Source organism: Gilvimarinus gilvus (genome assembly GCF_030518155.1).
GTDB classification, from domain to species: Bacteria; Pseudomonadota; Gammaproteobacteria; order Pseudomonadales; family Cellvibrionaceae; genus Gilvimarinus; species Gilvimarinus gilvus.
In genome coordinates, this window is sequence record NZ_JAULRU010000416.1 from 1 (window position 1) to 365 (window position 365).

A 365-nucleotide genomic window follows, 5' to 3' on the forward strand; every position below is an offset into this window, starting at 1 on the left:
CTCGCCTGAGTTCGATTGCGTGTTCACCTCCCAGTCTTTTTGCGGTGCGAGCCGCAAACGCGCGCCGTTGGCTCCACCACGGTTATCGCTGCCACGGAACGTCGACGCAGAGGCCCATGCGGTTGAGACGAGTTGCGAGACTGACAGGCCAGAAGCCAGTATTTGCGACTTCAGCGCCGTGATGTCTTGCTCTTCGATCAGATCGTAGTCCGCCACCGGAACGGGGTCTTGCCAGATCAATTGCTCGGTGGGAACCATGCTGCCGACATAGCGGCTGACCGGTCCCATATCGCGGTGCGTCAGTTTGAACCAGGCACGCGCGAAAGCGTCAGCAAAGGCGTCTGGGTCTTTGTGGAACCTGCGTG

General features: G+C 60.0%; 1 pseudogene. It reads right to left on the minus strand.

The features are described from left to right. A pseudogene (locus tag QWI17_RS06850) lies at positions 1 to 365 on the minus strand (catalase/peroxidase HPI); the annotation flags it as partial.